Origin of the sequence: Glaciihabitans sp. GrIS 2.15 (assembly GCF_035984695.1) — a bacterium.
Classification (GTDB): Bacteria; Actinomycetota; Actinomycetes; order Actinomycetales; family Microbacteriaceae; genus Lacisediminihabitans.
The window spans coordinates 36,255-42,979 of sequence record NZ_JAXCHU010000018.1; the positions used below are offsets into that span (position 1 = coordinate 36,255).

Genomic DNA, 6,725 nt, shown 5'->3' on the forward strand with positions numbered 1-6,725 from the left:
CGGGCGCTTCAACATGACCGCCTGGCCTAGTGAGAGCATCATCATTATGCATGTAAGTAGCTTCGGTCCCCAAGACGGCTCTCCAGTGCTTCTTTTACACGGCGGTGGGGTAGCCGGGTGGATGTGGAAATCACTTCGAGGGAGCCTCGAATCGGAGTACAAGGTGCTGGTGCCCGATCTTCCCGGCCATGGCCAGAGCGCCGATGAGCCGTACCGGTCACACACCGAGACGGTGGATGCTCTCCGCCAGGTGCTGTCGTGTGGCGGCTCGACCCCCGCGGCCGTCATCGGATTTTCCTTGGGCGCACAGCTCACTATCGAACTTGCGTCCAAGTACCCCGAACTCGTAGATCGGGCGATGGTTGTCAGCGCCCAGGCAAAAGCGATGCCCTTTACGGGGCTCATTCTCCGCGCACTGGGGGCTGCCGCACCCCTGGCACGAAATCGCAGGTTCGCCCGAGTGCAAGCTCGGGAGTTATTTGTGCCCCCGGAGCTGATGGAAGATTACATTCACACAAGTGCCCACATTTCGAAAGCTACGCTGCTCGCCGCCGTTGGGGACAACATGCGATTCGAGTTACCGGCAGCGTGGTCAGAGTTTCGCGGTCCAGCACTCGTGATGGTCGGACGGCGAGAACGCGCCTTGATGCGTGACTCCGCTGCGGTCATTCACACAGCGCTGCCTGCCAGTGAGATTGAGATTGTCAACGGCTGTGGGCACGGAATCCCGCTGGAACGCCCAGACTGGTTCAACGGCCGCGTAGCCGGTTGGCTTCCACGGCAATAGCTACACCAAGTCCCAGGATGGAGTTGCCCGAAAGCTTCTGTCGAGTTGGACCGCGATTGCGGTGCACTCATAGTGGGGCCGTGTGGAAGCAGCGCGACCAATCTATTTTGGATACGTCACAACTGTCCCAGGAGAGGTTCGGCTATCGGCCGCTGTCCGGTAGTCAAATAGGGTGGGCGGATGCGTAATCTAGTTCGACTCGATGAGTGGACGGCTGATGATGTCGAGCAAGTTTTTGCCCTGGCAGATGCTTACCGTGCTGGCTCGGGTCGAGAGTTTTCGGGCTCTGCGGTGATGTTCTTCCCGCCGACGAGCCTTCGCACCAGGATCTCGTTCGAGCGTGGCGCTTCGCTGATGGGCTTGCAGCCGGTCGTGTTCCCCAGTGAGACGCTCGACAAACCGGAGGCGTTGGCGGACGTTGCGAGCTCCCTGAAGTTGTGGGCCGACGTTCTCGTGGTCCGTCATGCTCGGATCGACGTGATCGAGGAACTGGCGACAGCCAACGCTCTGCCTGTGATCAACGCGATGACCGACATGAACCACCCGTGCGAGGTGCTGTCCGACCTGTATGCGTTGCGTGATCAGCGCGACCTGCGGATTCTGCGCTTTGTGTTCGTCGGTGCGGACGGTAACGTCGCTCGCGCCTGGCAGGAAGCCGCCCGAGTCCTGACTCTCGATCTGGTGCAGTGTTGCCCCGCCGAACTTGCTATTCCCGGGGCGAGATGGGTGGAAGATCTCGAAACCGCGGTCCGGTCTGCAGATGTGCTCATAACCGATGGACCAGGTACGCACGCAGATCTGCTGGCGTCGTACCAGATCACAGCGTCGCTCCTCGATACCGCTCCTCTTGGCGTGCAGTTCAACCCGTGCCCGCCGTTCCAGCGAGGTCAGGAGATGAGCGCCGACGCGATCGAACATCGCGCGTTCGTAGGCCATCGCTTCAAAGCGTCCCTGCTCCCCGTGCAGCAGGCCATCATGGCGTTCTGTGTAGCGGGCTCCTGACGCGAACCGCCCGGTAGTGGAACGGCGGGTTCAGCCGGTCGTTGCAACACTCGTTTGTCTGTGAGGTGTTGTCTGTGTGGTCGAAGGATGCGTTGGTTCAGAAGCGGGAACGGTTCTGGGTGTTAGTTGCCGGGGGTTCGACGTCGTCTGCGGCGTGTGATGCTGTGGGGGTGAATCGACGAACTGGACGGCGTTGGCGGCAACCGACAGGAGGTCGGGTTCCGTTGCCGAAGCCGAAGCTATCGGGGCGTTACCTGTCTGTGGAGGAGCGGGTGCAGATCGCTGACCTGCACCTGACGGGGACCAGTATGCGGATGATCGCTGTCGAAGTGGGCCGCTCGGCCGGCACAATCAGTCGGGAGCTGGCCCGAGGTGGATCCAAGACCGGCCCGCGAGCACGAACCCGGTATGCCCCGTATGCTGCGCAGAAACAGGCCGAGCATCGGGGCCGCCGCCCCAAGGGGAGTAAGTTCGACCACCCGGAACTGGCATCCTTGGTGCAGGCGAAGTTGTGTGTGAAATGGAGTCCGGAACAGATCAGTGATCATCTGGCGGTGGTATTTCCGGACCGGCAGGAGATGCGGGTGAGTCCCGAGACGATCTACCAAGCACTCTATGTTCAAGGTCGTGGCCACTTGCGGGCTGACCTGCATCAACACTTGCGCACCGGCCGCGCGATCAGACGTCCAAGACGACCTGCCGCAAAAAACTCGGGCAAGATCCCGGACATGATCATGATCAGCCAGCGGCCTGCGGAAGTGGCCGACCGTGCTGTTCCCGGTCATTAGGAGGGGGATCTGATCCTGGGGTCGAACTGCCGGTCCGCGATTGCAACTTTGGTGGAACGTCAGACCCGGTTCACCATGCTGGTCCACCTTCCCGGCGACCACAACGCGATCACCGTTCGTGATGGCCTGCTGGCAACCATCAAAACCCTTCCCGAACGGCTGGCCAAGTCCCTGACCTGGGATCAGGGAACCGAGCTGGCCCAGCACCGGCAGATCACCCTGGCGACCAAGATGGCGATCTATTTCTGCGACCCACACTCGCCCTGGCAACGAGGCACCAACGAGAATACGAACGGGTTGCTGCGCCAATACTTTCCGAAGGGCACCGACCTTTCTATCCATTCACCCGAACGGCTGCTCGAAGTGGCAACCGAACTCAACAATCGGCCCCGCAAAACACTTGGCGGGATCACCCCCGCCCAAGCCATGCAACGACTACTGTCAAATCCAGAAAAGCCCATCGTTGCAACGACCGCTTGAATCCGCCGTTCCCTCACCGGGCGCCCTACTCAGCGGATATGCCAATGGCTGTTGGTTTCATCGAAGGTACAGCAGGCCTGAGAGAGCCACGCTTCCCTGCTCCACTGAGACTTCAATCGAGGTCTTACATCGGGCTGCTCCGAACAGTCCTGCTCTGCCAACGGGTTTATCCGCCCGCAGTACGGCGGAGGTCAGGCTGTAGGTAAGCCACTGCTCGTATCTGCGCCCGCTCCCGCGGCGCAGAGGGCGGTGCGTATTGCCGTCTTGAGCGCTGCCGCCTCCGCGCCGGACCGGTCGGTATAGGGGTGGGGGCGACGCCAGGCGATGTGCCCGTCTGGCCGGACCAGGACGGCGCCGCCTGCTCGGACGCCGTAGCGTTCGGCCCAGCCGGGCGCGTCGACTCGGTGGAAGCGCAACGGTGTCGCGGGGTCGGCGCTGATTTTGCGCGCGGCCTCCGCCCAGCCGGCACCTGTGTCGGAGAGCAGAACGAGATCGGCGCCGAACAGGTCAAGGGTGGATTGGCGCCGCCGGGCGTCTAGCCACAAGTGCGGGGCGCGGCAGCCCGGGCGGGCGGTCGGGGTGTAGTCCGAGCCGGGGGCGTCGGGGTCGGGGGCAGTAGGGTCGTCGTCCGTGATGGCCGCCGAGACGTACCGGTAGCCCATGTCGATCTGGCGCATCGAGCGTTGGGGCTGCGCCGGCGGCCGGCCGGCGAAGGTTTCCCACATCGCCCGGGCCTCGGCGGCCGTGCGACGAGCGACCGGTAGCCGCTCGGCCTCGTAGGTCTCCAGCAGCGAGTCACCGGCCCGGCCATCGAGCGCGGCGGCGAGCTTCCAGGCCAGGTTGTGGGCGTCGTGCATCGCGGTGCTCACCCCGGTCGCCCCGGCGGGCGGTACCCGGTGGGCGGCGTCTCCCACGAGGAAGACCGGGCCGGACCGCAGCCGCCGCGCGGTCTGGGCGGCTGCCGTCCAGACGCGGTGGCCGAGCACCTCGACAGGAAGCCGTGAGTCGCCGATCGCCGTGCGGACCTTATCGGCGGCGTGCGCTCCGTCGGGGTCAGCGGGGTCGACGGGGCCGCTGAGCACCCACCGGTCGTCAGGGTGGGTCCACAGCAACACCGAACTTGAGCCGGTGAGGACGTAAAGGCCGTGCGGGTTCCGCCCCACATACGGGCTTAGGTCCGCGCGGAAGGCGATCCAGGTGCGGGCGCCCAGGTCGGGCTCGCCGTCCATCGGGATGCCGAGCCGGCTCCGGACGCCGCTGTGGACGCCGTCCGCCGCGACCAGGTAGCGGGCCTCGACGCGCTGCTCGCGCCCGCCGTCGGTCTCGACCACTGTCGCGACGACACGGTCGGGGTCCACCTCCAGCCCGGTGAGCTCCACACCCTGCCGTACGGTCGCGGTCGGCCGGCCGGCGGCGTGAGCGTGGAGCTGTTCCTCCAACACGTCCTGGGCCACCGCGAGCCCCTCACACGGGCTGACGTCGTCGTCGTCGACCGCCGCGCTGAACCGCTCACTGCGTGCGAGCGGGGCGCTCAGCACGGAGTGCCACCGCACGCCCGGCGTGATCGGCAGCTCGACCGCCCGCAGCGCGTCCTCCACCCCGCAGCTGCGCGCGATCTCCATTGCCCGAGCATGGATCCCGCGGGCCCGCGGCAGCGTCGAAGGCCGCGTCCGCTTGTCCACCAGCAATGATGGGACCCCGTGTCGGGACAGCAGCAACGAGAGGGTCAGGCCCGCGGGGCCGCCGCCCACAATCAGGACCGGTGTCATCGTTGGCAGGGCACCCATGGTTGGGTCCGCCCCCTCTCGTCATAGTGAAGCTAGGACTACAAGAGTGCTACTTTGAAGAGGTGAATGTCAAGGTCGGCCCCACGCACCGGCAGCGCCAAACGGCCGCGACCCGCTCTCAGATCGCTGCAGCCGCCCGGCAGTTGTTCGCCGAACGCGGCTACGTGGCCACAACCATCGCGGCGATCTCCGAGCGGGCCGACATCCCAGTCCAGACCGTCTACTCCGCGCTGGGCAGCAAGGCGAACATCCTGCAGGAGGTCACTCGCCTGGCGATCGAACCCCTCGCCGTGACCAAGACGTGGGTACAGGCCGCCGCCGGGACTCCCGAGGAGGGCTTGCGGATCAGCGCCGGCCTGCAGCGGCACCAGTACGAACAGATGTACGACGTCGTGACGACCCACCTCGAGGGCGCCCGCGTCGACGCGGACATCGCGAGGATCACCGCCGGCATCCTCACCAACCGCGAACGCGGGGTCGGGGCGTACCTGGAGTCGATCGCAGCGCACCTGCGGCCAAGAATGGACGCCGCGCGAGCGCTGGACATCTACCTCACCCTCGTGCTGCCCGAGGTCTACCGGTCGCTGGTGCTAGAGCGCGGCTGGACCCCGACACAGTACGAGACCTGGCTGGGGAACCAGCTCGTGCACCAGCTGCTGCGGTAGGGCCCACGCCCGACCGCCGGGCAACCGTGGCCGGCGTCAGTCGTCGTTCCAGCGATGCAGAGAAGATTCGCGGTATTCAAGGGCGCCCAGCCAGCCGGAGGCCCCGGCCCGCCGCCGCGCGTTCACCGCGAGGGACTGACTTTCGGCGCCAGACCCTACACGTCGATGCGTCAGTCAGCGTTCCGCTTTCAGCCGTTCGATCGGGTCGGCTAGCAGTCTCGATCGCACTCGCGTGAGCGCATGAAACTAGGCGTAATTATCCCGAATCGCAGCTTTGCACTTGAAAGAAAGCGGCACAAAACCTGGGCAGGTAGATCCACCGGGACCCCGCTAAAAATCGAACCCACCGTGGATAATATCGGCAGTCATGGAGTCGGGGACGGTGCGTTTCCCCATCCGAACATTTTTGGATCAGTGAGCGCCAAAGGGAGAGCGATAGCCCAGCGAATCCACTAGGGCCTCACCCATCGAGGTACTGCCACAGCGACTAGCACCAGAGCCGCGCGCACCACCTCACACTGGGCGTGGACGAGACGCAGCTGAGTGGTGTTGAGGTTCGCGTGGGCGCGCAACGGGTCGACGCGTCGGCCTGTGCAATTTCTAATGTCCGCCAAATTCGTACTCGTGGCTCATGGCGCGTGCGGCGGTGACGATGACGGCCGAGGGTTCGAAAATGGCGCCTGCTGGTCTTTTTCCCATCGCGGCCCTCGCCTCTAGCGTGCACACGGGGTTATGCCTGTTGGTGGTGGGGTTCTCTATAGCCGGGTCAGTTCAATAATCCGACTGCTGTGGGTGTTGTAGGTTTTCGTGGTTGAGAACCCTGCCCTCTGGAGGTCGGTAAGAGCATAGGTGTCGGGTATGCCGGACACGATGTACTCGACCAGCCAGACCCGCATAATTCCGGTGAGTCGTCCGCGCGCGTCGGCTTGAGCGACCGAATAAGTGAGGTCGTACCAGGTTGGTGAGTGCTGGTACGGCGTTTTCAATGTGACGTCTTTGAGGCCCACGAAACCGGTCGGGTAGGTGTGCAATGCCAAACGTGGACGACGCGAGGGCGAAGCATGGCCGTCGAAGACGATGGCATCCCCAGGCGTGGCGTGGGCTCTCACAATCTGGCTGATCTGCGCCCAGTCGCTGCCGTTCTTGGCGTAGGGCGTGCGTTGGGCCAGATAGATAGGCGCCGCGACGGCGGTGGTGAGGATGAGGAGAGCGACCA

Annotated in this window: 4 protein-coding genes and 2 pseudogenes; 4 read left to right on the forward strand and 2 right to left on the reverse strand. The window is 64.6% G+C overall.

Translation table 11 applies throughout. From position 1 onward, the window contains the following. Positions 1-13 precede the first annotated feature (13 nt). The 3 genes and pseudogenes from RCH11_RS17085 (at position 14) to RCH11_RS17095 (ending at position 3,057) form a co-directional block, all read left to right on the forward strand. Positions 14-787: an alpha/beta fold hydrolase gene (locus tag RCH11_RS17085; protein WP_327058227.1), complete on the forward strand. Its 774-nt coding sequence runs from the start codon at positions 14-16 to the stop codon at positions 785-787. Positions 788-967: 180 nt separating this feature from the next. Next, on the forward strand, positions 968-1,789 hold the full coding sequence (locus RCH11_RS17090; protein ID WP_327058228.1) for an ornithine carbamoyltransferase: 822 nt from the start codon (positions 968-970) through the stop codon (positions 1,787-1,789). A gap of 92 nt (positions 1,790-1,881) precedes the next feature. Then, positions 1,882-3,057 (forward strand): annotated as a pseudogene (locus tag RCH11_RS17095) (IS30 family transposase). A gap of 191 nt (positions 3,058-3,248) precedes the next feature. Here RCH11_RS17095 and RCH11_RS17100 read toward each other — a convergent pair. Continuing rightward, complete coding sequence (locus tag RCH11_RS17100) at positions 3,249-4,844, reverse strand: FAD-dependent monooxygenase (RefSeq protein WP_327058229.1); 1,596 nt, start codon at positions 4,842-4,844, stop codon at positions 3,249-3,251. A 62-nt stretch (positions 4,845-4,906) separates the two neighbouring features. On the opposite strand from RCH11_RS17100, the gene RCH11_RS17105 reads away from it, so the two are divergent. Continuing rightward, complete coding sequence (locus tag RCH11_RS17105; protein WP_327058230.1) at positions 4,907-5,509, forward strand: TetR/AcrR family transcriptional regulator; 603 nt, start codon at positions 4,907-4,909, stop codon at positions 5,507-5,509. Positions 5,510-6,264: 755 nt separating this feature from the next. Here RCH11_RS17105 and RCH11_RS17110 read toward each other — a convergent pair. After that, positions 6,265-6,725: pseudogene (locus RCH11_RS17110) on the reverse strand (hypothetical protein); the annotation flags it as partial.